General features: G+C 70.3%; 23 protein-coding genes and 1 tRNA gene. 10 read left to right on the top strand and 14 right to left on the bottom strand.

Annotated elements, in window-relative coordinates; translation table 11 throughout:
* Positions 1 to 159: 159 nt before the first annotated feature.
* Together N6H00_RS19180 and N6H00_RS19175 are read left to right on the top strand one after the other, a co-directional pair.
* On the top strand, positions 160 to 1,704 hold the full coding sequence (locus N6H00_RS19180) for an alpha/beta hydrolase (protein ID WP_268973003.1): 1,545 nt from the start codon (positions 160 to 162) through the stop codon (positions 1,702 to 1,704).
* Between the two features lie 106 nt (positions 1,705 to 1,810).
* Positions 1,811 to 1,887: transfer RNA gene (locus N6H00_RS19175), tRNA-Thr, on the top strand.
* Positions 1,888 to 2,349: 462 nt separating this feature from the next.
* Here N6H00_RS19175 and N6H00_RS19165 read toward each other — a convergent pair.
* Both N6H00_RS19165 and N6H00_RS19160 read right to left on the bottom strand, forming a co-directional pair.
* Positions 2,350 to 3,282 carry a LysR family transcriptional regulator gene (locus N6H00_RS19165; RefSeq protein ID WP_268973001.1) on the bottom strand — a complete coding sequence of 311 codons (933 nt, stop codon included), beginning with the start codon at positions 3,280 to 3,282 and terminating at the stop codon, positions 2,350 to 2,352.
* A gap of 138 nt (positions 3,283 to 3,420) precedes the next feature.
* On the bottom strand, positions 3,421 to 4,140 hold the full coding sequence (locus N6H00_RS19160) for a DUF4232 domain-containing protein (protein ID WP_268972999.1): 720 nt from the start codon (positions 4,138 to 4,140) through the stop codon (positions 3,421 to 3,423).
* Between the two features lie 281 nt (positions 4,141 to 4,421).
* On the opposite strand from N6H00_RS19160, the gene N6H00_RS19155 reads away from it, so the two are divergent.
* Positions 4,422 to 5,309 (top strand): RNA polymerase sigma factor SigF, encoded by an 888-nt coding sequence (locus tag N6H00_RS19155; protein ID WP_443073229.1) that lies wholly within the window; start codon positions 4,422 to 4,424, stop codon positions 5,307 to 5,309.
* 126 nt (positions 5,310 to 5,435) lie between these two features.
* On the opposite strand, the gene N6H00_RS19150 is transcribed toward N6H00_RS19155, so the two are convergent.
* Positions 5,436 to 5,603: a hydrophobic protein gene (locus N6H00_RS19150; protein WP_268972997.1), complete on the bottom strand. Its 168-nt coding sequence runs from the start codon at positions 5,601 to 5,603 to the stop codon at positions 5,436 to 5,438.
* 165 nt (positions 5,604 to 5,768) lie between these two features.
* Here N6H00_RS19150 and N6H00_RS19145 point away from each other — a divergent pair, with 165 nt between their 5' ends.
* From N6H00_RS19145 to N6H00_RS19135, 3 genes are read left to right on the top strand one after another with little or no spacing between them, the layout of a single operon-like run.
* The gene (locus tag N6H00_RS19145; protein WP_268972996.1) at positions 5,769 to 6,125 is read left to right on the top strand and encodes a PRC-barrel domain-containing protein; all 357 of its coding nucleotides are present in this window, start codon (positions 5,769 to 5,771) and stop codon (positions 6,123 to 6,125) included.
* Positions 6,126 to 6,172: 47 nt separating this feature from the next.
* A complete protein-coding gene (locus N6H00_RS19140) occupies positions 6,173 to 6,343 on the top strand; it encodes a hypothetical protein (protein WP_268972995.1) in 171 nt (56 codons plus the stop codon).
* The gene (locus N6H00_RS19135; protein WP_268972994.1) at positions 6,340 to 7,530 is read left to right on the top strand and encodes a glycosyl hydrolase family 8; all 1,191 of its coding nucleotides are present in this window, start codon (positions 6,340 to 6,342) and stop codon (positions 7,528 to 7,530) included. The genes N6H00_RS19140 and N6H00_RS19135 overlap by 4 nt, the downstream gene beginning before the upstream one ends.
* Here N6H00_RS19135 and N6H00_RS19130 read toward each other — a convergent pair.
* The 11 genes from N6H00_RS19130 to N6H00_RS19080 form a co-directional block, all read right to left on the bottom strand.
* Positions 7,505 to 8,437, bottom strand: a complete 933-nt coding sequence (locus N6H00_RS19130) for a polyprenyl synthetase family protein (protein ID WP_268972993.1) — start codon at positions 8,435 to 8,437, stop codon at positions 7,505 to 7,507. The genes N6H00_RS19135 and N6H00_RS19130 overlap by 26 nt on opposite strands.
* A 98-nt stretch (positions 8,438 to 8,535) precedes the next feature.
* Positions 8,536 to 10,413, bottom strand: coding sequence for a sensor histidine kinase (locus tag N6H00_RS19125; protein WP_268972992.1), 1,878 nt, complete (start codon positions 10,411 to 10,413; stop codon positions 8,536 to 8,538).
* Positions 10,401 to 11,090 (bottom strand): response regulator, encoded by a 690-nt coding sequence (locus tag N6H00_RS19120; protein WP_037647511.1) that lies wholly within the window; start codon positions 11,088 to 11,090, stop codon positions 10,401 to 10,403. Before N6H00_RS19120 ends, N6H00_RS19125 begins: the two co-directional genes overlap by 13 nt.
* A 5-nt stretch (positions 11,091 to 11,095) precedes the next feature.
* Positions 11,096 to 11,788 (bottom strand): phosphatase PAP2 family protein, encoded by a 693-nt coding sequence (locus N6H00_RS19115; protein WP_329618543.1) that lies wholly within the window; start codon positions 11,786 to 11,788, stop codon positions 11,096 to 11,098.
* A gap of 282 nt (positions 11,789 to 12,070) precedes the next feature.
* Positions 12,071 to 12,760 carry a response regulator gene (locus N6H00_RS19110; protein WP_268972991.1) on the bottom strand — a complete coding sequence of 230 codons (690 nt, stop codon included), beginning with the start codon at positions 12,758 to 12,760 and terminating at the stop codon, positions 12,071 to 12,073.
* Entirely contained in the window at positions 12,757 to 14,694 is a 1,938-nt protein-coding gene (locus N6H00_RS19105; protein ID WP_268972990.1) for a PAS domain S-box protein, read from the bottom strand. Before N6H00_RS19105 ends, N6H00_RS19110 begins: the two co-directional genes overlap by 4 nt.
* Positions 14,695 to 14,696: 2 nt before the next feature.
* Positions 14,697 to 15,128, bottom strand: coding sequence for a hypothetical protein (locus N6H00_RS19100; RefSeq protein ID WP_268972989.1), 432 nt, complete (start codon positions 15,126 to 15,128; stop codon positions 14,697 to 14,699).
* Positions 15,129 to 15,269: 141 nt separating this feature from the next.
* Entirely contained in the window at positions 15,270 to 16,706 is a 1,437-nt protein-coding gene (locus tag N6H00_RS19095) for a hypothetical protein (protein ID WP_268972988.1), read from the bottom strand.
* A gap of 24 nt (positions 16,707 to 16,730) precedes the next feature.
* Complete coding sequence (locus N6H00_RS19090; RefSeq protein ID WP_268972987.1) at positions 16,731 to 18,530, bottom strand: glycosyltransferase family 39 protein; 1,800 nt, start codon at positions 18,528 to 18,530, stop codon at positions 16,731 to 16,733.
* Positions 18,520 to 19,815, bottom strand: coding sequence for a glycosyltransferase (locus tag N6H00_RS19085; RefSeq protein WP_268972986.1), 1,296 nt, complete (start codon positions 19,813 to 19,815; stop codon positions 18,520 to 18,522). Before N6H00_RS19085 ends, N6H00_RS19090 begins: the two co-directional genes overlap by 11 nt.
* Positions 19,812 to 20,312: a GtrA family protein gene (locus tag N6H00_RS19080; protein WP_268972985.1), complete on the bottom strand. Its 501-nt coding sequence runs from the start codon at positions 20,310 to 20,312 to the stop codon at positions 19,812 to 19,814. Before N6H00_RS19080 ends, N6H00_RS19085 begins: the two co-directional genes overlap by 4 nt.
* Before the next feature lie 294 nt (positions 20,313 to 20,606).
* Here N6H00_RS19080 and N6H00_RS19075 point away from each other — a divergent pair, with 294 nt between their 5' ends.
* From N6H00_RS19075 to N6H00_RS19060, 4 genes are all read left to right on the top strand, one after another.
* Positions 20,607 to 21,770 (top strand): S8 family serine peptidase, encoded by a 1,164-nt coding sequence (locus N6H00_RS19075; RefSeq protein ID WP_268972984.1) that lies wholly within the window; start codon positions 20,607 to 20,609, stop codon positions 21,768 to 21,770.
* 17 nt (positions 21,771 to 21,787) lie between these two features.
* Positions 21,788 to 22,861 carry a glycoside hydrolase family 6 protein gene (locus N6H00_RS19070; protein WP_268972982.1) on the top strand — a complete coding sequence of 358 codons (1,074 nt, stop codon included), beginning with the start codon at positions 21,788 to 21,790 and terminating at the stop codon, positions 22,859 to 22,861.
* A 290-nt stretch (positions 22,862 to 23,151) separates the two neighbouring features.
* Positions 23,152 to 23,499: a DNA-binding response regulator gene (locus N6H00_RS19065; RefSeq protein ID WP_268972981.1), complete on the top strand. Its 348-nt coding sequence runs from the start codon at positions 23,152 to 23,154 to the stop codon at positions 23,497 to 23,499.
* Positions 23,496 to 24,770: a glycoside hydrolase family 5 protein gene (locus N6H00_RS19060; protein WP_268972980.1), complete on the top strand. Its 1,275-nt coding sequence runs from the start codon at positions 23,496 to 23,498 to the stop codon at positions 24,768 to 24,770. The genes N6H00_RS19065 and N6H00_RS19060 overlap by 4 nt, the downstream gene beginning before the upstream one ends.
* Positions 24,771 to 25,201 lie beyond the last annotated feature (431 nt).

Raw genomic sequence — 25,201 nt, 5'->3', positions numbered from 1 at the left:
CGGTCGTATCTCCAGAAGCCAGCGATCCGAGTGATCCGATAGATCCGAGCGATCCATCGGTCCGAGTGATCCAGCAGTGATCCGAGTGATGCGGTGATCAAGGCGAGTGATCCGGCCGGGGTGGTCCCGCGACTCGACCGCGAACCGAGGGATCAGCCCATGGACACCCGACACAGCAGCCGCCCGCTCCGGACGCTCGGCGCCGCCCTCGCGGCCGCCGCCCTGCTGTCCTCCGGCTGCTCGGCCGGCGCCTCCTCGCCGCGCGCCGCGTCCATGTCGAAGCGGGCCGTCCCCGCGGCCCTCAGGCCGTACTACGAGCAGACGCTGAGCTGGCGCCCCTGCGGCGGCGCGGAGTTCGAATGCGCCACGCTCAAGGCTCCGCTCGACTACGCCAGACCCGGCACCGGCCGGGACCTGAAGCTCGCGGTCTCCCGCGAGAAGGCGACCGGCCCCGGCCGCCGCATCGGTTCGCTCCTGGTGAACCCCGGCGGCCCCGGCGGCTCCGCGATCGGCTATCTCCAGAGCTTCGCGGCCGTGGGCTACCCGGCCCGGGTGCGGGCCCGCTACGACATGGTGGCGATGGACCCGCGCGGCGTGGCCGGCAGCGAGCCCGTCACCTGTCTGAGCGACAAGCAGATGGACGCCTTCACCCAGACCGACCAGACGCCCGACGCCCCCGGCGAGACGGATCGCCTCGTCGCCGCCTACAAGAAGTTCGCCCGAGGCTGCGCGGACCGCTCCGGCCGGGTCCTCGGCCATGTCTCGACGGTCGAGGCGGCCCGCGACATGGACGTGCTGCGCGCCGCGCTGGGCGACCGGAAGCTCCACTACGTCGGCGCCTCCTACGGCACCTTCCTCGGCGCGACCTACGCCGACCTCTACCCCCACCGCGTCGGCCGTCTCGTCCTCGACGGCGCGCTCGACCCGGCGCTGTCCTCCCGGCGCATGAACCGCGACCAGACCGCCGGTTTCGAGACCGCCTTCACCGCCTTCGCCAAGGACTGCGTACGCCGCACCGGCTGTCCCCTCGGCACCCGCTCCGTGGCCGCCGCCCGCGACCGGCTCGGCGCCTTCTTCGCCCGCCTCGACTCCCATCCGGTCCGCACCGGCGAGTCCCGCGCCCTGGGCGAGTCCCTCGCCACCATGGGCGTGATCTCCGCCATGTACGACGAGACCGCCTGGCCGCAGCTGCGCACCGCCCTCCGCTCCGCGATGCGTGGCCACGGCGGCGGTCTGCTCGGCCTCGCCGACCTCTACTACGAGCGCGACACCGACGGCTCGTACGCCAACCTCATGTACGCCAACCCCGCCGTCAACTGCCTCGACCTCCCACCCGCCTTCCGCACCCCCGCCGAGGTCAGGAAGTCCCTCCCCGCCTTCGAGAAGGCGTCCCCCGTCTTCGGTGAGGCCCTCGCCTATGCCGCCCTGAACTGCGCCTACTGGCCCGTCCGCCCGACCGGCACCCCGCACCCCCTGCATGCGAAGGGCGCCGCCCCCATCGTCGTCGTCGGCACCACCCGCGACCCCGCCACCCCCTACCGCTGGGCCCGCTCCCTGGCTGCCCAGCTCTCCTCCGCCACCCTCCTCACCTACGACGGCGACGGCCATACGGCCTACGGCCGCGGCAGCGGCTGCGTCGACCGCGCGATCAACACCTACCTCCTCACCGGCCGCCCACCCGTCCCCCACACCCGCTGCCGCTGACCAGCCCACCGGCCCCGCTCCGGGCCCCGCCGGGCCCCGTACGGAGCATCCCTCGAAACTGTGTAGACTTGGCGACGCTGCTGCTGCCAATCTGGCTCCGCAGCATGCCGCCTTAGCTCAGTCGGCCAGAGCGACGCACTCGTAATGCGTAGGTCAAGGGTTCGATTCCCTTAGGCGGCTCCACGGAACCCCAGCCCGGACAGTGTCCGAGCTGGGGTTCTTTCACGTTGGTCAGGCTGGAAAGTCGCCGCTCCTGACTGCGGCGACGAACGATGACCACGTATCCACCGAGAAGCTGCTCAGCCATCGTGTCCGTAATCCTTCGCTGTTGCTCGCGCCGGACTGTGGCGCCGTCTGCGTGAGCCGAGTGGGACTCGGCTGCTCCCGTCGTCCACTCCGGGGGGAAGCCCTGTTACGTCGTCGGTGACGGGGCCGGGTACGTGTCCCGTGTCGCCGACAACGTCGAGCGTGTGCAGCTCGACATGGCCGCCAGACTGCTCGGCCACGCCGACGGCCTGCTCGCCGATCGCGGGGCCACCCCCGTTCAGCTCCGGTTTCTCGCTACACGCCTGGCCGAGTCCCTGCGCGATGCGGCGAACGGGCCCTGCTCCCGGCCGAGACATCGCCGACGTGAGCCGGTGTCTCTCATGCGCCGCGAGGAGGGGGCGAGGGGGAGGGCTTCGTACTGCCGGGTGGGTTCAGGACCGCGGCTGCCAGGTGGTCGCGGAACCAGCGGTGGGCCGGGTCGGCCGAGTTGCGGGGGTGCCAGGCCATTCCGATGTCGATGTGTGCCGTGTCGAGGGGGATCGGGAAGGTGCGCAGGCCCAGTGCGGAGGTGGTATCGGGGAGCCAGTCGGCCAGGGTGAGGGCGACCAGGTCGGTGCTGCGGGCGAGCATCATCGCGCTCGTGTGGCTGGGTACGACGACCGCGACGCGGCGCCGCAGCCCGCGTTCCGCGAGTGCCTCGTCGATGGGGCCGAGGCGTTTGCCGTGCCGGGAGATGCCGATGTGGGCGGCGGCGGCGAAGCGGCGGGCGTCGATCCGCGCGTCGAAGAGGGGGTGACCGCTGCGGGCGATGCCGACCATCCTGGTCCGGGTGAGCTGTTGGGTGCGGATCTCCGGGTCCAGATGCCCGAGGACGCCCAGTTCGACGTCGACCAGGCCCTGGCGCAGCGCGGGGCCGCCCTCCACCGCCTCCGGCAGGAAGACCACGTCCACCTGTGGGGCCTCCGTGTGGATGCGGTCGGTCAGGGCTCCGGCCAGTCCCACCAGGAGCAGGTCGGCGGCCTGCACGGTGAAGGTGCGCTGGAGGTGCACGGCCTCGAACCCGGCTCCGGGCCGCAGCACGTTGTCGCAGCCGCGCAGCAACGCGCTGACCTCCTCCCGGAGTTCCAGCGCGCGCGGGGTCGGGACCATCTGCTGGCCCGCGCGGACCAGCAGCGGGTCGCCGACGGCACGGCGGAGCCGGGCCAGGGTGCGGCTGGCGGCCGCGGGGGAGGTGCCGAGTCGTTCCGCGGCGCGGGTCACGCTGTTCTCTTGGAGCAGGGCGTCCAGGGCGCGCAGCAGGTTGAGGTCCATCGGCGCTCCTGAGCTGCGTTGTTGACGTCTCGGTCAATGATCAGGGCTTGATCTTCGCACTGTTGTGGCGGACGTACGGCGAAACCCCGGTGCGGACCGCTGTCCGCACCGGGGCTTCGTCGTGTGCTCGGCTGTTGGTCAGGCGTTGATGGGGGGCTTGGAGGACCAGGCGGTCAGCGACAGGGTGCCGTTGTCGAGGTCCTCGGCGAAGGGGACGGTGCTGTGGGAGTTGCTGCCCGTCGGGGATATCTGGAGGTACTTCGCGTGGGCGGTCTCGACGCCGGTGGTGGTCCACACCAGGTCGGCCCAGGCGCTCTTGCCCGGCCCGAGGGTGATCGGGTGCGCGCCCGGGTCGGTGGCGAAGTAGGTGTTGCCGTGCCGGGCGGTGGTCTTGATGGCGGTGTGCCCGGCGCCCTCCAGCGCCACCCCGGCGTAGCCGCTGATCACGCAGGTCTCGTCGCCGGTGTTGGTCACCCGCAGGAACGTACCCCGGTGGTTCATTCCCGCCTGGGAGGTGCCGGCCGAGTCCAGGGTCGCCTTCAGCGTGCCCGGCTGGCATTCGGCGGTCGCCCGCAAGGTGTCGGCCTCCGAGCCGCTCAGGGTCGTCGCCTGCTTGCCCGCCTGGCTGTGGATCGAGGCGTCCGACCCCGACGCCTTCGTGGCGGACGACACGGTGGAGGAGGAGTTCCCCTTGGCGTCGGACGAGGAGTCGTTGCTTCCGCAGGCGGTGAGGGCGACGGCGGATGCGGCGGCGATCACCGCGGCCACGCCGGCGTTTCGGATGCGGCGGTTGAGAATGCGGTGCGACATGGCGACGACCCCCAGGGCGTTCGGTACGGATGGTTCCTGCTCGCGCACCACCCATGGTGTCGGCCGCCGCTGGCGTTCCTTTAACGCTCGCTGCCGAACCGCTAACGCTTGGCTAACGCCCCGTCATGGCGGCCGTATTGTCCCTCTCCTCCGTGCGGCCGCTCGTCGCCGCCGGGCCGGACCGTGGTCGCCGCCGGTCCGTCGTCGGCCGGAGACAAGGAGGCATGAAGGTTTGGAAGGTGGGTAGGCGGGACCCCAATCAGCCTATGCATGCAGCCGATACAGGGAGTGCGACAGTGAACTACACGGCACCCGTGGTGACGTCGAAGCTGACAGGGGCGGAAGCTGAGGACGCACTTGGGGCTCGGGTAAGTGACAACGACACAGTAGGAATCGAGAGTGCCGGAGCGACCGGTCTGCCCTCGGTGGACGATCCGGCGAAGGTGGCGCCCAAGGACGCGCGGGCGCTGACCAAGACGTTCCTGGACCGGCTGACGGAGCTGGAGGAGGGGACGCACGAGTACCAGTACGTGCGGAACACCCTCATCGAGCTCAACCTCTCGCTGGTCCGGTACGCCGCCCGGCGGTTCCACAACCGCACGGTGGAGATGGAGGACATCGTCCAGGTCGGCACCATAGGGCTGATCAAGGCGATCGACCGGTTCGACCTGAGCCGTGAGGTGGAGTTCACGACCTTCGCCGTGCCGTACATCGTCGGCGAGATCAAGCGGTTCTTCCGGGACACCAGTTGGGCGGTGCACGTCCCTCGCCGTCTCCAGGAGTTGCGTATCGACCTGGCCAAGGCGAACGAGGAGCTGTTCCAGCGGCTGGACCGGTCGCCCACGACGGCCGAGCTCGCGGAGCACCTGAAGCTGAGCGAGGACGAGGTCATCGACGGGCTGGTGGCCAGCAACGGCTACCTCACCACCTCGCTGGACGCGCCCGCCGACCAGGAGAGCGGGGCCGCCCGCGTGACCACGTACGCGGACCGGTTCGGCGACGTCGACCCGGCCATGGAGGCCGTGGAGAACCTGCACGCGCTCAAGCCGCTGGTGGAACAGCTCGGGGAGCGGGACCGCCGCATTCTGCAGCTGCGGTTCGGCGAGGAGATGACGCAGTCGGAGATCGGCACCGAACTCGGCGTCTCCCAGATGCATGTCTCCCGGCTGCTCAGCCGTGCGCTCGGCCGGTTGCGGCGCGGCATGCTCGCCGAGTAGTGGCTGCCGCGAGCCCAGTAGTGGCTGACGCGAAGGCGGACGGACGGCTTCCGCTGATCCGGGCAGACGTGGGGCCCGGCCGGGGATTTCCCCGGCCGGGCCCCTCTTGTCTGTCCTGCCTGGCGGCTACCAGCGGTACCACCGACCACGGCGCCCGCTGACCGTCGGCCGGACGAGAAAGCCGAGCAGCCAGACGGCGAGCACGATGACCGCGATCCACCACAGGGCCTTGAGGGCGAATCCGGCACCGAAGAGAAGCAGTGCGAGAAGAAGAACGACCAGCAGGGGAACCATGAATACCAACCTCCTCGACGCCGCGAGTACCCCTTCCCGAAAGCGGCACACCTGATCAATTCGTTTCGGTTCGAACACCTGGGTTACCCCTGCTGGATGGGTGGCGTGGCGTCCCACGGCGAGCGGAGGCAGGCTGGAAGGGCAGAGGTCAGAGGGTGATACGTCATGATCCAGTCAGCGGATATCCGTGAGTGGCGCGACCAGGATGTCGTCGATGAGCAGGGCCGCAAGATCGGGGTACTCGAGGCGATCTACGTGGCCACGGCCACCGACGAACCCGCCATGGCCACCGTCCGCACCGGACTGCCCACCCGCCACCGTCTGGTGTTCGTCCCGGTGGACGACGCGATCGTCGGGCCGGGCTATGTGAAGGTCTCGTACGCGCGATCGCAGGTGAAGAAGGCGCCCTCGCTCGGCATGGACGATGTGCTGCCGGCCGAGCAGGAGGGGGCGATCTTCCAGCACTACGGCAAGACGTACCAGGCCGGGGCGGGCGGCGGGCGGCAGCTCGCACGCCGCTGACGGCGCTGACCGCGAGAACGCTTGACGCTCGAGGAGAGGTGTCGGCCGTGGCGCTCTTCCTGTTCCTGGTGATCGTGGCCATCGTGCTCGGCCTCATCGGATGGGTGGTGCACGGGCTGGACTATCTGCTGATCATCGGTGTGGTGGTGCTCGTGGTCGACATCGTCCTGGCAGTGGTGCGCCTGGTGCGGAGATCCCGGCGGCGCCGGATCCGATGATCCCCTTCGGGGCGCACTCCATCCCCTATGCCCCCGGCACGCTCCGGCCCTCCGGCGACCCGGCGGCGGCCGACCGGCAGGTCCTGGAGCACTACCGGTGGTGGAAGGCCTCCTTCCTCCGGTCCGGTGACGAGGTCGGCGGCCGGGGCCGGTGTGCGGTGTTCACCCCCGACGCGGCGCACCCCTTCGTGGCCGAGGCGCAGGGCTACGGGCTGGTGATCACCGCGCTGATGGCGGGCGCCGACCCGGACGCCCACGGCCTCTTCGACGGCATCCTCCGGCACGTCCTGGCCCACCCCTCCGTCAACCACCCCGATCTGCACGCCGCCCAGCAGGACGCCGGCGGCCGGGACGTCGGGGGACACGACTCCGCGACCGACGGCGACCTCGACATCGCCTACGGGCTGCTGCTCGCGGACCGGCAGTGGGGCGGCGGCCACAGCGACTACAAGGCGCTCGCGGTACGGCGGATCGACGCCGTCCTGGAGTGCGAGGTGCACGGCGGCACCCGGCTGACCAAGCTCGGCGACTGGTCCTCGGGCCGCTTCGACGAGGTCTCCCGTACGTCGGACTGGATGCCGGACCACTTCAGGGCGTTCCGGGCGGCGACCGGCGATCCGCGCTGGGACGAGGTGCTGGACGCGCATCTGACGCTGGTCGGCGCGGTGCGCACCCGCCACGCCCCGGCCACTGGGCTGCTCCCCGACTTCGTCGTCGACACCGCCTCCGGCGATCCGAGGCCCGCGCCGGGGAAGGTCCTGGAGAGCCCGCACGACGGTGACTACCACTGGAACGCCTGCCGCGACCCCTGGCGGCTCGGCGCCGACGCGGTGACCAGCGGCGACCCACGGACCAGGGCGGCCGCACGCGGGCTCAGCCGCTGGGCGCGGGCGGCCACGGGCGGTGATCCGGCACGGATCCGGAGCGGATACCGGCTCGACGGCACGGCCTACGGGGGCCCCGGCTCACCTGCCTTCACCGCGCCCTTCGCGGTCGCCGCGATGGCGGAGGGCGAGCGGCATGAGGGCGGGCGGGACGAGGGGGAGGGTGGCGAGGGGGCGCAGGGCTGGCTGGACGCGTTGTGGGCGCGGATGTGCGGCGCGCCGCCCGACCCGGCCCGCGCCTACGCGGCGGGGGTGCGACTCCAGTCGATGCTGGTGGTCAGCCACAACTACTGGGTGCCGTAGGGGCGACCGTCTCGCACAGCGCTTCCAGGGCGGCCCTCGCCGGGCAGTCGGGCAGCGGGGACAGCGCCACGCGGGCCGCGTCGGCCTGGCGGACGGTCTCCTCGCGGGCCCGTTCCAGGACCGGGTGGGTGCGCAGCCGCGCCACCGCCTCCGCGTACCCCGCCCCCTCGGCCGGCCCGGTGAGCAGCGCATACAGCTCAGGGTCCGCACGGGCCAGCAGGAGGACGGGCAGGGTGGGGCGGCGGCCGGTGGGGGCCGCCAGCTCATCGGCGAGGTGGCTCGCCACGCCCAGCCGTTCGCCGTACCGCACGAGGGCGTCCGCGACGCTCGCGTCCGCCCCCGAGGCCAGCGCACCCAGCTGCCCGGAGACGGCGGTCAGCGAGCCGGTCCGGCTCGCCAGCACCTCCAGATGGTGCTCGATCGGGTCGCGGCCGTCGCGCGGTCCGGTCGTCGCCAGGATCTGGCCGGTGACCTGCCGCCGGAACGCCTCGGCCTGCATGCGTACGGCCCGTGGCCCCAGGTCGGCCAGGAGGTGCGAGGCGCGGGCGAAGAGGAAGTCACCGGTGAGCACCGCCACCGTGCTGTCCCAGTTGGTGTCCGGGCGCGGGGCGCCGTGCCGTACGGCCGTCTCGTCCCGGACGCCGTCGTGGTAGTGCGTGGCCAGATGGGTCAGTTCGACGACGACGGCGGCGGGCACCACGCCCGGTGCGCCGGGGTCGCCGAACCGCGCCGCCAGCAGCACCAGCAGCGGCCGGAACCGCCGCCCGGCCGTGCGCGTCAGCTCCCGCGCGGCCTCGGTGATGAACGGCACATCGCTCTCGGTGGCCCGCGACAGGCCCTCTTCCACCGCCGCTTGGGCGGCCCGGAGGCCGTCCGCCAGCGCACGGTCCCGCACGGTCGGCTGCATGGACAGAAATGTCTCATATGTCGTTTGCTGTGTCGTCTGTCGCGTCGTCTGTCGCGTTGTCGGTCGTGCCGTCTGCCGTGTGGTCAGCCATGTCGTCGTCAGCGGCCGGTCCCGGTCGTACCCGGTACGGCCGGGACCCTGGCCCGGATACGGCTGCCCTGCCCGGGGCGGCTGTCCACGTTCAGCGTGCCGCCCACCTCCCGGGCCCGTTCCCGCATGGAGAGCAGCCCGAGGTGGCCGGGGAACGAACCCTTGCAGTCGAAGCCCACGCCGTCGTCGGCGACGGTCAAGGTGACGGCGCCGGGTTCGTTGAGCAGATGGAGCCGTACGTTCCGGGCCTGTGAATGCTTGGCGATGTTGTGCAGCGATTCCTGGGCGATCCGGTACAGGGCGTGCTTGGCCTCCGGTGTGGTCTCCGGTTCGGCGTCGAGCTTCGCCTCGGTGGCGATCCCGTACCGGGCCCGGAGCGCCTCGACATGATGGGCGAGCGCGGCCACCAGGCCCTCGGTCTCCAGCGATTCGGGCCGCAGCCGGCACAGCAGCGTCCGGGTCTCGGCGATCGCGGCGTCCGCGAGCCGCCGGATGTACTCGATGGGCTCGGCGAGTTCGGCCAGGTCGGCGAGTTCGCCCAGCTCCTCCCCGGTGATCGGCTCCGCTCGGTGCGCCGACTCGGGCCGCCGGATATCGCGTTCCAGCAGCTCGCGGGCGGTACGGGCGCCCAGCGCGATGCCGTAGAGCGCCTGCGAGACCGAGTCGTGCAGCTCGCGCGCGATGCGCTGCCGCTCCTCCCGGACCGCCCGCTCCAGGGCGGCCGTCCGCTGCCGGTCGCTCTCCACCGCGCAGGACGCATGCCCCGCGATCACCTCCAGGAGGGTGAGGTCCGCCTCGCCGGGGTCGCGGCCGGGCGGGAAGTGGCAGCACATCGCGCCGATAGCGGTGGACTCGCGCAGCAGTGGCCAGGCGGCCACCGCGCCCCGCGCCGGGCCCTCGCCGTCCGCGCCCGTACGGCCGCCGCCGTGGATGACGGGCGCGGCCCCGGCGATCGCCTCCAGCGCCGGTTTCCGCGACGGCGGGGTGTGGCCGTGTCCGCCGCCCACCAGGCGCAGGGGCGCCGACGGGCCGGGCTCCAGCAGATAGACCGTGCAGCTCGCGGCGCCGGTACGGGCCACCGCGCCCGCGGCCAGGGAGTCCAGGGTCCGCCGTACGGAGGAGCCGGAGGAACGGGGGCCACCGAAAACCCTCGCCGAGCCCGCGGGGCCCATGGAACCCATGAAGCTCATGGAGCCCGCTGAGCCCGCAGATCCCGTAGATGCCATGGAGCCCATAGGGCCCATAGAGCCCATGAAGCTCATATAACTGGCAGAGCTTGAGCCGCCCGCGGCATCCGCCGGACCCGTGGAGTCCGGTCCCGGTCCGGCGGCGGCGGAGGCCAGTCGGCGCAGATGTTCCCGGTGCCGGATCTGGGCGACGGCATGGCCGGCGGGCGCCCCGAAGCGTCCCACGGTGCGCACATCGGCATGGGTGAGCCGGCGCCCGCCGCCCCGGTTCGCCACCTCGATCACCCCCACGGGGTGGCCGCGCACCAGCAGCGGCGCGTCCAGGACCGAGGCCGGGACCGCGTGCCGGGGGTCCCGATGCCGGTGTGGCCGCTGTTCCGGGCCGGTCACCGTGGGCCGTCCGGCGCGGATCGCCTGGCGGGCGGGGGAGGAGCCGCCGGGCGTCAGCGGTCCGCTCGGCGCGGTCCACGGGGCGCCGTCGGTGGCCCGTATCGTCAGGACGTCGCCCGGCTCCAGCACCATCACCCGCGCCATGTCGGCGCCCAGGAGCTCACGCACCCGGCGGGCGATCAGCCGGAGGGTCGCATCGGCGGTCTCGCCCGCCAGGATGTGTTCGGTGACCTCGGCGAGCGCCGTGGCGCTCCGCTTCCGCCGGGTCGTCGGGAACCACCGTGTACCGATACCGATCACGCCGACCACCACTGCTCCCTCGTCGTCGTCTCGAGTGCTTGCGGAGGGGTGAGCTCACCCGCCGGTACCAGGCCCGACTGCACCGCGTAGACCGCCGCTTGGGTCCGGCTGTGCACTCCGAGCTTGGTCAGGATGTGGCTCACGTACGTCTTCACGGTCTGCTGGCCGATCCGCAGATCGTGGGCGATCTCCTTGTTGGCCTTGCCACGCGCGAGCATGGTCAGCACCTCGGTCTCCCGCTCGGTGAGCTGTTCCGGGCCGCTCGGCTCCCTGACCTGGCCCATCAGCCGGGAGATCGCGGCGGGGGAGACATGGATCTGGCCCGCGGCCGCGGCCTTCACCGCGTTCCTGAGGTCGTCGGCCTCGGCGTTCTTCAGCAGGAAGCCGATGGCCCCGGCCCGGACCGCGCCCATGACCATGGCGTCGTCGAGGGAGCTGGTCAGTGCCACCACCTCGACCTCGGGGAGGTCCTGGCGGATCTCCGCCGTGGCCGATACGCCGTCCATCACCGGCATCAGCAGATCCATCAGGACGACGTCGGGGCACAGCTCCCGGGCCAGCCGCACGGCCTCCCGGCCGTTGGTCGTCTCGCCGACCACCTTGATGTCGTTGTCGAGGCCGAGGATCATGCGCAGGCCCTGCCGGACCACCACATGGTCGTCTGCGATCAGCACGCGAAGCGCCACTTGGTTCACCTGCCCATGGAGTAGACCGCCGCACGAGCGGAGACGGATGCGGATACGGTCGCGATCAGCGGTTCGAGAAGCGGAAGGGTCAGCAGGACGAGCGCGCCGGCGGCCCAGCCGCCCAGGACGTCACTGACCCAGTGGGTGCCCAGATAGACGGTGGTCAGACCGACGCCGAGGGCCATCAGGCAGGCGACCAGCGCGCCCGACCGCCGGTGGCGCCCGGCGAGATAGGCGACGGCGCCCCAGACGACGACGGCGTTGGCGGTGTGACCGGAGGGGAAGGCCATTCCGCCGTGGAGGAGCTCGGCGGACCCGGGGGTCTGGGCGTACTGCGGATTCAGCCGCCCGGTGAGGATCTTGACGGCGCCGACGCTCGCGTTGAGCAGCACCAGCGCGCTGCCCAGGACCAGCGGCGGACGGAGGCTCCCGGTCCGCCGGCCGCGCCATCCGGCCCAGACCAGGGCGGCCAGGGCGGTGGGGCCGCGCTGGCCCGCGATGACGAAGGCGTCCAGCACCGGCCGGGCCTGCGGCCACTGCTTGTACGGCTTGAAGAGGGCCACCTGCCAGTCGAGCCGGACCAGTCCCGAGCCGGTGACGACGGCCGCGAGGACCGCCGCGTAACAGGCGGCGGCCGCCAGGAAGGCGATCGTGTGCCCGCGGCTGAGCGGGCATCGGATGCGTCCAGGGACTCGCATGGGAGGGGAACCCGTCCCGGTGCGTCCACGATTCCATCCAAGGGGGGACTTATCGGACCGTTCGGCCCTCGGAGGCCCGTCCCGGTGGTCCCGCCCCATCCGTACCGGACCCATGGAGGGGAGAGCCGGTACCGGGCCCGTACGGCGAACGGCCCCCCACCACAGGAGGGAAGGCCCTTGCCGACAACAGCTCACAGCCCACAGCCGAAAGCCATTGGCCGACAGCCGACGGCCGAAAGCAACGTCCGACAGCCGACGACGGGCCGACACCCGGTCAGCCCGTCACTCCTCCGGCCCCTCCGGCTGCGCGGCCTTGAAGCCGAAGTCGGTGGCCTTCGCGACCGCCTCCAGCTGCGAGCGCGCGTCCAGCTTCTCCAGGATCCTGCGCACATGCGTGCGCACGGTGGCGTAGCTGATGCTCAGCCGCTCCGCGACCGCCCGGTTGTCCAGGCCGTGGCTCATCAGCGTGAGGATCTCCTGCTCGCGCGGGGTCAGACTGCCCAGGCGCTCGGTCTGCTCGGCGGTCGACCGCGCGTTCTCGCGGTGCCGGGCCAGCACCTCCATCAGGGTGCTGGCCGGGATGAGGGTCTCGCCCTCGGCGGCCGAGCGGATGGCGGCCGCGATCTCGTCGCCGCCCGCCGACTTCAGCAGATAGCCGCAGGCGCCCGACTCCACCGCGGCCAGCAGTGCCGAGTCGCTGGCGTCGGCGCTGAGGATCACGATGGCGACGGAGGGGTCATGGGCCCGGATGCCGGCCGCCGCGTCGGCCCCGGTGCCGTCCGGCAGCCGGAAGTCGACCAGCGCCACATCGGGCTTGAGCTCCTTGGCCATGGGCACGGTCTCGGCGACCGAGTCGGCCCAGCCGACGACCGTCAGGTCCGCGTACTCGGCCAGCAGGGCCCACAGCCCCTCGGCCACCACCCGGTGGTCCTCGACGATCAGCACCTTCGTCAGATCGGGAGGTGCGGTCACGGCTGCGCGTCCCCTTCGGGGGAGTCGACGGGCCCGAGCCCGGCGGAGCCCGTGGGGCCGGGGCCGAGCGACGCGTCCGGGGAGTCGCCGAGCGGCACCCAGAACTCCACGGTGGTGCCCGAGCCGGGTTCGCTCTCGATCCGGCACCAGCCGCCCGCGATCTGGGCCCGCTCCTGGATCAGGGAGAGCCCCAGATGGCCGGGGCGGGACTCCACCTCGAGCGGGTTGTAGCCCTCGCCGTCGTCGACGATCCGCACCAGGCAGCCGTCGTCGAGCCCGAGCAGCTGTACGTGGACCGTCTTGGCGTGGGCGTGCTTGCGCACGTTCACCAGCGCTTCCTGGGCGGTCCGGTAGATCAGTGCCATCGTCTCGGCCGGTGGGTGGGCCGTGAGTCGGTCCTCCAGCCGGTAGGTGACACCGGTCTCGGTGCGCATCTGTTCCAGCAGCCCGCGCAGCGCCCCGGCCAGGCAGCCGTGCTCCAGGCTGGACGGCCGCAGGTCGAAGATCAGCTGCCGCAGCCGGCTCAGCGAGAGCTTCAGGGTCTCGTCCAGCTTGTCCATCACCCGCTGCTCCTCCGGGTCCCGCAGCCGCCGGCGCAGCTGCTGGAGGCGGAGGCTGGCCGCGGTGATCACCTGGATGGTGTCGTCGTGGATGTCGGCCGCGATCCGCCCCCGCTCGGCCTCCTGGGCGTGCACCAGATGGCTGAGCAGCGCCTGGCGGTCGCGGTCGGTGACCTCCAGCAGTTCCAGGCTGCGCTCCAGGACGAACTGGGCGCGCTGCACCTCGGTGATGTCGCGGATGGTCAGGACGGTGAGCAGGCCCTCCTCCGTACGCAGCGGGCTGATGCTGACGTCGGCGGGGAACTGCTTGGCGTCGCTGCGCCGGCCGACCAGCTCCATGCTGTGGCCGAGCGGCTCCTCCAGGCTGGCGTCCCATTCGCGCAGCGAGACGGTGAGCGGCTGGTCGGGCAGGAGCGCCTCCACGGCCCGGCCGGTCAGATGGTCGCGGTCATAGCCGAAGAGCGCCTCGGTGCGGTTGTTGGCGGCCTGGATCCGGCCGTCGGCGTCCACGATCACCATCGCGTCCGGGGAGGACTCGATGAGCTGGCGGAACCGGCTCTCCGCCGCCCGCAGCGGGCCGAGGTCGGCGACGAAGACCACCCCGCGGGGCTGCCGGCCCTGGAGATGGCCGCCGCTGAACTGGGCGGGGAACTCGGTGCCGTCCCGGCGGCGGCCGCTCATCGCCGACGGTGCGGTGAAGACCCGGCCGATCAGCTGCTCGGAGGCGGTGTGGTAGCGCTCGGGGACCAGGTCCCGCAGCCGCTTGTCGCGCAGCTCCGCCGAGCCGTAGCCGAACATGTGCCGGGCGTGGGCGTTGGCGTACTCGATCCGGCCGCGGGAGCCGACGATCAGGACGCCGCACGGCGCGTGGCCGAGCAGCTCCAGATACGACTCCTCGAGTCGGTTGCCGACCAGGTCCTCGAACCGCCAGGAGGCGCGTTCGGCGCGGCGCAGCGGCTCGGCGCAGTCGGCGAGGAGCTCCGCGGACATGCTGAACTGATCGCGGGAGGCCCGGACGACGGCCTCCAGGATCTCCTCCGCGGGGGTGCCCTTGACCAGGTAGCCGCTGGCCCCGACGGCGAGCATGGTGAGCACGGTCTCGCGGTCGCCGTGGGCGGACAGCGCCACCACCCGGGCGCCGGGGACCTGGTCGCGAATGGCCCGGACGCTGCTCGGGGCGTCGCCCCGGGGCATGTGCACATCCATGATCACGACCTGTGGGCGGTGCTCGACCGCCGCGCGCACGGCCTGCTCGTGGTTGATGGCCAGGCCGACCAGCTCCAGGTTCGGGTGGGAGTCGATGAGGTCGGCGAGCGCCTCCCGGACGGCCGGGTCGTCATCGGCCACCACAACATCGATCCGGTTGTCGCCCATCGCTACCCACCTCCCTTGAGGACGGCCCCCCGCAACTCGCGGGTGGTGAATTCATCGCGCCGGCAGTGCGCCAGCGACGGCATGACCGCGGCCAGCGGCGCGACCAGCACGTTGTAGTGGCTTCCGAGGCGGTCGCATACGGCGACCGCCGCCGCGGCGTCCCATACCGCGGCCCAGAAGGCCCAGTCGTGTCTGTGGTGGTTCCGTGCGGCGTCCAGCGCGGCCCGGCGCGCCACCGAGGCGGCGAGCAGGATCCGGTACCGCTCCTCCTCGGTGGTGGTGCGGTGGAGTACCGCCCAGCCCTCGGCGCGGGTCTGGCTGGAGGTCTGCTTCCACAGATCGGCCACCCGGTCGATTTCCTCGGGGGAGAGGTCCTCGATATGGGTCAGGAATTGCAGGACTCTTCGCGAGTTAGGGCCGAAAACTACACTCATAGGACACTCCAGGACGCATGGTACATCTATGGAACTGGTGAGCCGCCCTATGGCCGTCGGCGGCCGCCTTCCGGAACGTGGGCCCCCGCCGGTCCTCCGGCACGGACCGGCCCACGTTCTTCCCCGGTGTGGTTCCGGTCCCTAGTCGCCCTGGCCGTGGCCGGAGGACATGTTGATGCTCGCCTTGGCGACGCCACCGCTCTTCTGGCCGATGAGCTGGAAGGCCACCCCGTTCTCATCGGCCGGGGTGATCTTGTACGAGCCCACGGCCGACGCCTTGCCCCGGCTGTCCACCTGGAAGGTGCCGATCTTGCGCTGGGCCTTGGAGCCCGAACCGGCGTAGGCGTTCACCGTCTCGCCCGGAGCGAACCCCGCGACGTAGAAGCTGAGCGTGGTGCCCGCCCTGCCGCCGAAGGCGCTGGGCTCGGCGGACGGGGTGTACGGCAGCACGGTGAAGCCCGAGCGGACCACGGCCCGGCTCTGGTCGCCGATCGCCATCAGCGTCTGCCGCCCCTTGAGGCCGAACGGCACGTTGAACGCCACATCGCGGATCTGCCCCATGCCGTTCGCCTGCGCGGTGAAGGCCGGCAGGCCCCCGGTGGAGTTGATGTAGACCAGCACCCGCTCACCCGGCGCGAACTTGTTGGCGGACAGCGTGATCCGCTGACCGGCCTTGAGCGCGTACGGCCGGGACTTCATCGAGGGGTACATGGCCAGCATCTGGAACGGCGCGGTGGCCGTGGTCTTGCTGCGCTTGCCCACCAGGACCAGGGTGCTGGAGCCGGTCGGGGCCACGCCCACCTTGATCGCCGCATGGGCGACGCCGCCGCTGCCGTCGGTGTGCAGCGTGGTCACGGGGGTGCCGGTGGTCCGTCCCCAGAAGACGTCGATGGCCTCGCCGGGGCGGAAGCCGCGGGCGCTGACCGTCACCACGTCACCGGGCCGGCCGACCAGCTTGTTGATCTTCGCGGTGCCGACCGCGCCGCCGGTGACCACCTGGGCCTCGGCCGCCTTGGACGAGCCGCGCTGCTGCGCCACCAGGACCGCGGGGCGGTTGCCCGCGGTCTCGGGCATGGTGAACCGGGCGTAGATCGACCCGTGCTTGTCCGAGCGGACGCTGCCGATGGCGCGGCCCTTGGTGTCCGACTTCCGGGCCTTGAGCAGGATGTCCACGGTGGCCTTCTTGTCGAAGCCACCCCCCTCGACCGCGGCGCTGCCGCCCGGACTGACCAGCCCCGGGTTGATCACGATGATCGGGCCGGACGCCTGGGGAACCCGCTGGTTGCCCAGTTTGATGGTCTTGGGCTGCTTGGGCGGGCGTATTTCCCGCTCCTGCTGGGAGTGCTCCTTCTTCGGCGCGCCCCCGCCTCCGTTGCCGGTGGTGTTCAGGGCGCCTCCGAAGCCGCCGCGCGCGACCACCTGGACGAGCGATCCGACGATCGCGAAGACCACGAGAGCCAGCAGGACGGTCTTCCAGGTGAGCTTTTTCTTCTTCTTGCCACCGTCGGGGGTGTTCTCCTCGTACTCGGGATCATCCCTGTCCTCGGAGACATCCCAGTCCTCGTCGTACTCAGGCATGGCCTTCACCTCCTCTTCCCATGGCTACTGCACACGGTAGATTTCCAGCTTGATATTGCCCTGGGTTTCCGACCAGACCCGGTCGGAATTACGCAGCGCCTGGAGTATCCAGTTCTCCCGGCCGTCCGCATTGTTTGTGGCCATCGACTTGCGCATCTTGTTCGACATGATGATGTAGTCGACGTTCTGCCATTTCTTCTTGAACAGTTTGTCGCGGACATCCGGGTCGGACGAGGCGTTCCAGTGGGAATGCGCATACGGATAGAACGGCCGCACATCGTGGAGTTCCCCCCACAGGTCGTCGTCCATGATGATGCGCGAATTGGGCGGGACATGCTTGCGCACCCAGGCGATCTGGGCATGCTGCATTCCGGTGAGATTGATCCTGGACTGGTACTGGTCGGCGATCTGCGTACGGCCCTCGGTATTGGTGTGGACGAGATATCCGGAGGCCGGTGACGCGAGGAGCAGAATCGCGACGAACGACGGCAGGGCGACCCGCGTCATGGAATGGGCGCCGCGGAGGAACCGATTTCCGGACGAACCCGTGAGCAGCCGGTCCGTGACCATGCCGACGTTGATCGCCAGCATCGGGATCAGCGGGGTGACGTAGAAATCCAGCACCACGCTGCCGCGCACCAGGTAGAAGGCGTATCCGAAGGCCAGCGTCCCGGCGATGAGAAATCCCAGGTTGCGCTTACGGTCCCGGACGCCGAGCCACAGGCTGATCAGCATCGCGCACACCCCGACGATCAGCAGGTACTTGTCCCGCACCAGCCAGCTGGTCTGCAACAGCCCGGTTTCGCTGAAGAGCGTGCCCTGGTTGCGGTTGAGCTGCCACCACAGGGTGTAGAGCAGCGAGACGTGGTCCGCGGGCGGATTGTTCAGGTCGAAGTCGAACCCGCTCGGCAGCAGCTCGTTCTTGAGCAGTGCGTAGGTCACATAGCCGCCGATCGGGGCGAGCGCGGCGAACGGCCACAGGGAGCTGGTGAACCGGTGGCTGGCCGACCCTTTGACCCTCCGGTAGAGCAGATACATGAAGGTCGGCACGAAGAAGATCGCGTTCTCCTTGGTGATCAGCGCGATGCCCAGCGCGAACCCGCCACCGAACACCGATCTGATGGTGACTTCCCGGCGCAGCAGCGCGAACAGGCTCAGCAGCAGCCAGAAGATCATCAGGTTGTCCAGCAGAACCTGGCGCTGGAAGTAGACCGCGATCGGCGAGACGTTGAAGAGGAACGAGGCCACGGTGGCGGCCAGCACACTGCCGGACAGCCGACGGGTGATCTCGAACAGCAGATAGACGCTCGCGACATGCACCAGCAGCATCAGAAACCGTCCGGTGTTGATCGCGTTTCCGAAGGTCTCGAACTGCTTCGGCAGCGGGAAGGCCCACCCGGCCAGCGTGATCCAGCCCAGCGGGGCGTGGTCGTAGTCGTAGGTGTACGGCGACAGGCTGGTCTCCCGCACCACCGACCACGCCCGCTGCATGTAGATGCCCTCGTCGGTGAGGTAGAGCGGATAGCGGAACAGGTGGTAGCCGTGGGTGAGCAGCCCGGTCAGCAGGGAGACGACCAGGGCGACCTTCCCCTTGGATCCCAGCGGGGGGAACCAGCCGCGCTCCACCGAGAACCTCGGGCGGCGCCGCCGCGGCGGCCGCGCGGGCTTCTTGTCCGCCGCGGGCTTCTTGTCCTCTGCGGCCCTGTTGGGTCCTGCGGGCCGCTTGTCCCCCGCGGGCCGCTTCTCCTCCGTGGCGCGCTTGGCGGCGCGCTTGTCCGTCGCGGCGACGGGCGTCGGCCGCGAGGGCGTGGTGTTATCCGACACGCGACTCCGCCTCCTCCGTGGTGGCCCGGTGGGCGCCTACGTGCTGTGTCTTCTCCCAGTCGTGGCGGCCGAGCATCTCGCGCCGCATGGCGCGCAGCGCGGCGTACGCGAGGACCATCTGGAAGGGGAACCAGGCGATGGCCATCCGGAGGACGGCCTTCGGCGAGGCCTCGAGACCGTGGGCGCCGGTGAACTCGTACAGGCCCACTGCCTGGACCAGAAAGTGCGCGGCCAGCAGCAGCACGGGCAGATAGGAGCAGAGCGCGATCATCACCGGCACTTTGAGGATCAGGATCATGCCCAGTGAGAGCGGCAGATAGAGGCCGAGCAGCGCCTGCCCGCGCGGGAACGCCAGGACGTAGAAGGCGAGCCAGCGCTGTTTGCGCGTCGGCATCTTCTTCCAGGTGCCCTTCTTCAGGGTCTGCATGAAGCCCTGGCTCCAGCGGGTGCGCTGCCGGATGAAGTGGCCGAGGGTCGGCGGGGTCTCCTCCTTGGTCACGTACCGGTCGTCGTAGACGACGCGCACCCGCTCGCCCATGGCGGATATCCGCAGGCCCATGTCGGCGTCCTCGGTGAGGTTGCGGTCGTCCCAGCCGCCGAGCCGCAGCAGCAGTTGGCGGGCGAAGAAGACGGTGTTGCCGCCGAGCGGGATCGAGCCGAAGTGGGCGTGGTAGTGCAGCCGGCTCTTGAACCAGAAGAAGTACTCGAGGACGTTGAGTGTGGAGTACCAGTTGGACTGGTAGTTCATCAGCTGCACACCGGCCTGGACGACCCTGACGTCCTCCTGGACCATCACGGTGTTCACCAGACTGAAGATCTTCGGGTGGATGTCGTCTTCCGCGTCGAAGATGGTCACCACCTCGTTGGCGGTGTGCGGAAGGGCCGTGTTGAGGCCGTGCGGCTTGTTGATCGGCTTGTCGTCGAACACCACGACCCGCACATTGTGCAGACCTTCGCGGTGCAACTCGTCGATCTTCTCCTCCGCCTTTTTCACCGTGCCGGTGTCGTCCTGGGAGCAGATCACGAAGACCTCCAGCAGTTCGGCCGGATAGTCGGCCCGCACCACGCGTTCGATGGTGCTCTGGATGACGTCTTCCTCATGCCGGGCGGGCAGCAGGACACTGAAGGAGAGCTGGGGCGGCAGAAACTCCTCCGGCGCCCTGGCCTTCCGTTCGGCGTCCGCCCGGTCCCAGGTGTAGAGCATGAGATAGAGGACATGGGCCGACTGCACGGTGAGCAGGATCGAGACCACGATCAGCACCAGGTAGACGATGGCGACAATCATCGGCTTCGCCTCCCCCAGACCCAGCCGGTACTCGATGCGAAGTTGACCGCGAACGCCGCCGCGATGCCGAGACAATTGGCCATCAGCAAATGCATTCCGGCCCGCACCAGCGACCAGACGATGAACACATTCACCGCGAGCCCGCCCAGGACGGTGACATTGAACTTGATGAATCGTCTGAGGGACGGGGTGCGCACCGCGAAGGTCCACCGGTCGTTCAGCAGATAGTTGTGGACCACGGCGATTTCCACCGCTATCGACGACGCCGCCAGCAGCGGCAGCCCGGCCCAGTGGTAGAGCACGAAGAGGACCACCGTGTTCACCAGCACTCCGCCCCCGCCGACCACCGCGAAACGCACGGCCAGACCGGGCAGGCCCGCCATCGGGTTCCGCCTCGGGAGGGCGCGCGAGAACATCCCGGTACGCCTCCGGGCGGTGGTATCCACCTCGTCATCCGGCTCGCCGGTGCGCTCGCTGAACGTTCGGAAACGCTGCATCGCGACTCCCTCGGCAGGAGGCTTTTATCGCCGTTGCACCAAGAGTGCGTCACCCGAAAAGGAGGTAGTACCCGCGCTCGGGGGAGCGGCTGGTACACCTTCGGCGGACCTGTCCGGTCCCCCGTATTGGGGAGAGCCGGACCCGGGGCGTTCCCACCGGTCCCCCAAAGAAGGGACGGTGTGCTCACCCGCTCGCGGGTGTCATTACTTGCGGGGGATGTCCAAAGATGAGATGGGCCCGACGGCCTTGCGTCCCATGCGAGGAGAGTAGGTGACGTAATGTCAGGTCACGCGATGTCACGCCATCCATTCGCCGGCCGGGCCGGAGCAGTCATCGCGGTGATGACGCTCGCACTGGCCACGCCGGCCGCGGCAAGTGATTCCGGTTCCGGTTCGCTGCACGATTCCGAATGGGCGCTGACCACGCTCAATGCGGAACGTGCCTGGAAATTCAACAAAGGCGCCGGGGTGACCGTCGCGGTCATCGGCACCGGGGTCGACGCGACCCATCCGGATCTGCGCGGCCGCGTGGTCCGCGGAAAGGATTTCGCGGGCGGCACCGGCGGTTTCGGCACCCGGGACACCGGCCATGCGGCCGAGCAGTCCACCCACGCCGCCGGAATCATCGCCGGCACCGGCCGCAACTACCGCGGCGACGGGGTGTACGGGCTGGCGCCCGAGGCCAAGGTGATGCCGCTCGGCGTCTACCGCGACGGAAAGCCCGTGGCCGACGCCACCGCGCAGGCCATCCGGCACGCGGTCGGCCATGGCGTGCGCATCATCGATCTGACCGTCTCCTTCAAGCGTCCCACCCCCGCGCTGCGGTCCGCGGTCAAGTACGCCGTCGCCAAGAACGCCGTGGTGGTGGCCGGTGCGGGCGACAACGGCAAGGACGGCAACCGGCCCACCTACCCGGCCGCGCTCCCCGGTGTGGTCGCCGTGGTGGCCACCGACCGGAAGGGCGCCGTGTGGAGCTCCTCCCACCACGGCGGGAAGACCCTCCTGGCCGCCCCCGGCGTCGCCATCCTCACCACTTCCGGCGACAACGACTACTGGACCGGTGACGGCACCGGCTTCGCCGCCCCCTGGGTCGCGGCCGGGGCCGCGCTGCTGCGCGCGGAGCACCCCCGCTGGAACGCCAACCAGATCGTCCAGAAGCTGATCGACACCGCCCACCGCAAGGGCTCCGCCGGGCATGACCCCCGCTACGGCTACGGGGTGATCGCCCCGGCCAAGGCGCTGGCGGACCGGGCCGCGCCGGCTGCCGCCGCCGAGCCCGCCGCCCCCCGCCGCCATCCGCACGCCACCCCGGCCGCCTCCGCCGCCGAACCGAAGGGCGATGAATCGGCCCTGGTCGCGATAGGGATAGTGGCCGGAGTCCTGGTGGTGCTCGCGGTTCTGGCGGTGGTGCTCATCAGCCGGCGCAGGCCCCCGCCCGACAACTCCCGCAACGGCTGAGACCGGACGGACTCGCCATGATCGCCAAACTGCGCGAACGCGTCGGCCGGACCCGCCCGCCGACGCGCGGACGGACCTCCCGGTGGGCGGGCCGGGGTGTCGCCCAGCTGATCGTCATGGTGCTGGTGGCCGAGGTGGTGATGGCGGCGACCACCGTGCAGGCCCTGTTCGCGGGCCCGACGCCGCGGTCCGCGCCCAAGCCGACACTCCCCGTGGTCAAGCCGGCCTTCCCGGCGACGACCCGTTTCTATGTCGATCCCCACAACCCGGCGGCGAGCTGGGTACGCGACCATCCGCGCGACCGGCGGGCGGCGGCCATCTCCCGGCGGATCGCCGCCGAGCCCCAGGGCGCCTGGCTCACCGAGACCAATGAGTCCCTGATCGAGGAGCGGGCCCGCTACGTCGTGCGCACCGCCGCCGCCCAGCGGCGGATTCCGGTGCTGGTCACGTACACCATCCCGCAGCGCGACTGCCAGCAGCTGAGCTCCGGCGGCGCCGGGGACACGGCCGCGTACCGGCGGTGGAGCGAGGCCCTCACCCGGGGGATAGGGGACGGGCGCGCCATCGTCATCCTGGAACCGGACGCGCTCGCGCATATGAGCTGTCTCAAGCCGCGGCAGCGGGCGGAGCGGTTCGCGGCGCTGTCGTACGCGGCGCGGGCGCTCCAGCGGGGGGCGCCCCGGGCCCGGGTCTACTACGACGCCGGGAACTCCGGATGGCAGCCCGCGCGCACCATGGCCGCCCGGCTGCGGCACGCCGGGATAGAGCGGTACGGGGACGGGATAGCGGTCAACGTCTCCAACTTCAACGCCACCGCCGACGAGGTGCGCTACGGACTGTCCGTGGTCAGGGAGGTGCGCCGGCCCCGGCTGGGGGTCGTGGTCGACACCAGCCGCAATGGGGCGGGGCCCACGCGGAACCACCGCTTCTGCGACCCGCCGGGCCGCAAGCTGGGCAAGCCCCCCACCGCCGCCACGGGCATCCCCGGGGTGGACGCCTTCCTGTGGATCAAGGAGCCGGGCCAGGCGGACGGCTGTGCCGCCGGTGCGGGCACGTTCGTCCCCGGCTACGCGTACCGCCTGACCCGCTGATGCGCTGCTCCGCTGCCCCGCTGATGCGCTGACCCCCCTCTCACCGGCGCCGGTCACCCGCTGACCGGCGCCTTCGCATGCCTTCTTGCCTCCCCCAAAGCGGACATAACCCATACAAAACGGCCGAATTCTCCTACCTCAATTGAGGTAGGCGGAATTCGGCCGTTTGGTGTGCCCGGAATTCCTGCAATTGAGGTACGCAGATTTCAACCAGGCGTACGGCGAATCGGACTGCGGCCACTCCCTAATGTCGTGCAGCGAAAGGACAAGCCCGAAGGAGCTCCAAATCGATGCACAGAGTTCTCGTCGTGGAGCACCACCCACTGGTGTTGAGTGCTCTCGCCGATCTCGTAGTCGAGGAGCCCGGACTGGAGCTGTCCGGCATCGCTGGATCGGCCCGAGAAGCAATTTCTCTGGCCCATCACATGCGACCGGATGTGGTGCTGATCGACGTGGATGAGCCCAGCTGGCGAGCGCAACGGCTGGACCGCCTGATCGGTGAACTCCTACCGTCCGCGCGGATTGTCCGGCTGACCGCAGTCTCCGACCCGCAGATGGAATGTCTGGAATCTCCGACGAAAATCCCCAGCATCCTCAAGACCGCAGTACCCGAATTCCTCAGGAGCATCACCGAATGAATTCCCCCATGGACCAGAACAACGCCCCGACCACCGAGACCAAGCGCGCGCCGCGCCCGCAGCGTCTCCGCTTCGGTATCGCGGCGGCCGTCGTCGCTGCTGCTGCCGTGGGTGGCACCGTCACCGCTTTCGCGGTGAACAACGATGGCCCGGCCGGTGCGGCCACCACCACCGCCTCCGAGGCCAAGGCCACCGGTGCGGGTGCTGACGGCCCGCTGTCGACCAAGAAGGGCGACATCGTTGACTCGAACGGCAAGAAGGTCGTCCTGACCGGTGTGAACTGGTTCGGCTTCGAGACCGGGACCTACGCGCCGCACGGCCTGTGGACCCGTAACTGGGAGTCGATGCTGGACCAGATGGCCAAGCAGGGCTTCAACACCATGCGCCTGCCGTACTCGAACGAGATGTTCAAGTCGTCGGCCAAGCCCAACGGCATCGACTTCAAGAAGAACCCCGATCTGAAGGGCCTCACCCCCCAGCAGATCATGGACAAGATCGTCAAGGGTGCCACCGACCGCGGCATCCGGGTGATCCTGGACCAGCACCGTCCGGACCAGTACGGCCAGAGTGAGCTGTGGTACTCCCAGAGCCTGTCCGAGAAGCAGTGGCTGGACGACTGGGTCAAGCTGGCCAAGCGCTACAAGAACAACGACCGGGTGATCGGCGCCGACCTGCACAATGAGCCGCGTGGCCAGGCCACGTGGGGCGACGGCAACCCCAAGACCGACTGGCAGCTGGCAGCCACCAAGGCCGGTAACGCCATCCACAAGGTCAACAAGAACTGGCTGATCTTCGTCGAGGGCACCGACCGCTTCAAGGACGAGCAGTTCTGGTGGGGCGGCGACCTCCAGGGTGTGAAGAAGCACCCGGTGAAGCTCAAGGAGCCGAACAAGGTCGTCTACTCGGCCCACGACTACGGTCCGGGCGTCTACAACCAGAACTGGTTCATGGCGAAGGACTTCCCGAAGAACATGCCGGCCATCTGGGAGAAGCACTGGGCGTACATCAAGAAGCAGAACATCGCCCCGCTGCTGCTCGGTGAGTTCGGCGGTAAGAAGACCGCCGGCAAGAGCTCCGAGGCCGTCTGGCAGAACGCCCTGATGGACTACCTGAAGAAGAACGGGATCAGCTACACCTACTGGACCTGGAACCCGGACTCGGGTGACACCGGCGGTGTGCTGAAGAACGACTGGAAGACCATCGACAAGAACAAGATGAAGATGCTGTCCAAGTACCAGACGCCTCTGCTGGAGGCGAAGAAGGGGAAGTAATCGTCGGAGTGACCCCTTCGGTACCGCGCCGGTAACCCCGGCGACGGACAGCGGCAAGGGCCCGCAGGCATCCGCCTGCGGGCCCTTGCCCTTTTTCCGCCCGGGGCCGCCGCCCGGGGCCCCGGGCGGCGGCCGCTCAGGGGCGCCCGACCGCCCGGACTGCTTGGGGCCATGCGGGGTCGTCCGGGGTCGCTCGGGACCATCTGGTGCGCTCGGAGTCGTCCGGTGCGCCGGGGACCCTCCGGGGATCGGGGCCTGTCCGGGGTCGTCCGGGGCTGCTCGGGGTCCCGGTGCCGTCCGGGACCGCTCGGCGCTGCTCGGGGTCGTCCCGAGCCCGGGGGCCTGTCCGGTTGCCTGGGTCGTCCTGGGGTTGGCCGGGGTCGCCTGGTGCGCTCGGGGTCGTTGGGTGCGTCGGGGGTTGTCCGGTGTGC

Origin of the sequence: Streptomyces sp. S465, from assembly GCF_026898115.1 — a bacterium.
Lineage (GTDB): Bacteria > Actinomycetota > Actinomycetes > Streptomycetales > Streptomycetaceae > Streptomyces > Streptomyces luomodiensis.
The sequence above is the reverse complement of the archived record's forward strand: the minus strand, read 5'-3'. Positions and strand labels throughout refer to the sequence as shown.

Coding starts and splice junctions, on each gene's coding strand:
- N6H00_RS19180 (WP_268973003.1), top strand. CDS start 160: ATGGACACCCGACACAGCAGCCGCCCGCTCCGGACGCTCGGCGCCGCC.
- N6H00_RS19165 (WP_268973001.1), bottom strand. CDS start 3,282: ATGGACCTCAACCTGCTGCGCGCCCTGGACGCCCTGCTCCAAGAGAAC.
- N6H00_RS19150 (WP_268972997.1), bottom strand. CDS start 5,603: ATGGTTCCCCTGCTGGTCGTTCTTCTTCTCGCACTGCTTCTCTTCGGT.
- N6H00_RS19145 (WP_268972996.1), top strand. CDS start 5,769: ATGATCCAGTCAGCGGATATCCGTGAGTGGCGCGACCAGGATGTCGTC.
- N6H00_RS19135 (WP_268972994.1), top strand. CDS start 6,340: ATGATCCCCTTCGGGGCGCACTCCATCCCCTATGCCCCCGGCACGCTC.
- N6H00_RS19130 (WP_268972993.1), bottom strand. CDS start 8,437: ATGCAGCCGACCGTGCGGGACCGTGCGCTGGCGGACGGCCTCCGGGCC.
- N6H00_RS19115 (WP_329618543.1), bottom strand. CDS start 11,788: ATGCGAGTCCCTGGACGCATCCGATGCCCGCTCAGCCGCGGGCACACG.
- N6H00_RS19105 (WP_268972990.1), bottom strand. CDS start 14,694: ATGGGCGACAACCGGATCGATGTTGTGGTGGCCGATGACGACCCGGCC.
- N6H00_RS19100 (WP_268972989.1), bottom strand. CDS start 15,128: ATGAGTGTAGTTTTCGGCCCTAACTCGCGAAGAGTCCTGCAATTCCTG.
- N6H00_RS19095 (WP_268972988.1), bottom strand. CDS start 16,706: ATGCCTGAGTACGACGAGGACTGGGATGTCTCCGAGGACAGGGATGAT.
- N6H00_RS19085 (WP_268972986.1), bottom strand. CDS start 19,815: ATGATTGTCGCCATCGTCTACCTGGTGCTGATCGTGGTCTCGATCCTG.
- N6H00_RS19080 (WP_268972985.1), bottom strand. CDS start 20,312: ATGCAGCGTTTCCGAACGTTCAGCGAGCGCACCGGCGAGCCGGATGAC.
- N6H00_RS19075 (WP_268972984.1), top strand. CDS start 20,607: ATGTCACGCCATCCATTCGCCGGCCGGGCCGGAGCAGTCATCGCGGTG.
- N6H00_RS19070 (WP_268972982.1), top strand. CDS start 21,788: ATGATCGCCAAACTGCGCGAACGCGTCGGCCGGACCCGCCCGCCGACG.
- N6H00_RS19065 (WP_268972981.1), top strand. CDS start 23,152: ATGCACAGAGTTCTCGTCGTGGAGCACCACCCACTGGTGTTGAGTGCT.
- N6H00_RS19060 (WP_268972980.1), top strand. CDS start 23,496: ATGAATTCCCCCATGGACCAGAACAACGCCCCGACCACCGAGACCAAG.